Annotated in this window: 2 protein-coding genes; both read left to right on the plus strand. The window is 43.1% G+C overall.

Annotated elements, in window-relative coordinates; genetic code table 11:
• The first annotated feature begins 64 nt into the window (after positions 1–64).
• Positions 65–379, plus strand: coding sequence for a transposase (locus C8N29_RS16615; RefSeq protein ID WP_107867176.1), 315 nt, complete (start codon positions 65–67; stop codon positions 377–379).
• 11 nt (positions 380–390) lie between these two features.
• The gene (locus C8N29_RS16620) at positions 391–1245 is read left to right on the plus strand and encodes an IS3 family transposase (RefSeq protein WP_239987207.1); all 855 of its coding nucleotides are present in this window, start codon (positions 391–393) and stop codon (positions 1243–1245) included.
• Positions 1246–1275 lie beyond the last annotated feature (30 nt).

A 1275-nucleotide genomic window follows, 5' to 3' on the forward strand; every position in this document is an offset into this window, starting at 1 on the left:
TGTAATGGTTTAATAGAACAGGACACTTTGATAGGTAGTATTTATACTGCAAGTAGAGGTGTTTATGAAAGCAACGAAGTCAATGAAAAAGCCGACGTACAGTTTAGAATTTAAGCAAGATGCGGCGAAATTAGTCCTAGAGAAAGGCTATAGCTGCCAAAAAGCAGCAGACCATTTAGGGGTATCATTAAGTGCATTATCCCGTTGGGTTAAAGCAGAGCGACCACCGAATGTGAGTGAGGTATTAAGTAAAAAGTCAGGCTTAAGCCTTGCTGAACACGACGAATTACGCCGTTTAAGAAAAGAAAACGAACAGCTGAGAATGGAGCGTGAAATCCTAAAAAAGGCCGCCGTCTTCTTTGCGAAAGAAGTCGAGTAAAGTACGCTTTTATTCGAGAGCAACAGAAGACCTATCCTGTGACGGTTTTATGTCGCGTCATGACTGTGAGTAGCAGTGCCTATTATGCGTGGTGTCAATCGGCGCATAAAGCCCCTAAAGCAGAGCAAGACCACGTTCTTGCCAAAAAGCTAAGGCAATTATTTAACGAGAATCGCGGTGTGTATGGCAGTCGCCGACTGACGAACGCATTGAAAACACAGGGGATTCAGGTAGGCCGTTATAAAGTACGTCGCTTAATGCAAAACTTGAACTTAGTGGCCAAATACCCTAAACGCATTAAAGTGACGACGGATAGCCGTCACAGTGAGGCTATTGCACCCAATACCTTAGACAGGCAGTTTACAGTTAGCCAACCCAATCAGGTTTGGACAACAGACATCACGTATGTGTGGACATTACAGGGCTGGCTGTATGTTGCGGTGGTCATAGACTTATTTTCACGGCAGGTCGTGGGTTGGGCAATGGATAATCATATGAAAACGTCATTGTGTGTCAGTGCGTTACAAATGGCTTTTTGGCGACGAAAGCCTACTCAAGGACTGCTTCATCACTCCGATCGTGGCAGCCAGTATGCAAGCAAAGAATACCGTGAGCATTTGGCGATAATGGGCATGAAGCAAAGTATGAGTCGTAAAGGTAACTGTTGGGATAACGCGCCGACTGAACGATTCTTTCGTAGCTTAAAATACGAACAGCTTCACGATGAAAAATTCCGAACCGTAAAGGAGGCAAAACTAAGTATTATTGATTATTTGGCTTTTTATAATGGCAAGCGTATTCATTCAACGCTAGGTTATAAATCACCATTAATATTTGAACGTGATTTTTTAAGACAAGCTGCCTAAATAACTGTCCTGTTTCTCTTGACCATTACA

This window comes from Agitococcus lubricus, from assembly GCF_003051055.1.
Taxonomy (GTDB): Bacteria; Pseudomonadota; Gammaproteobacteria; order Pseudomonadales; family Moraxellaceae; genus Agitococcus; species Agitococcus lubricus.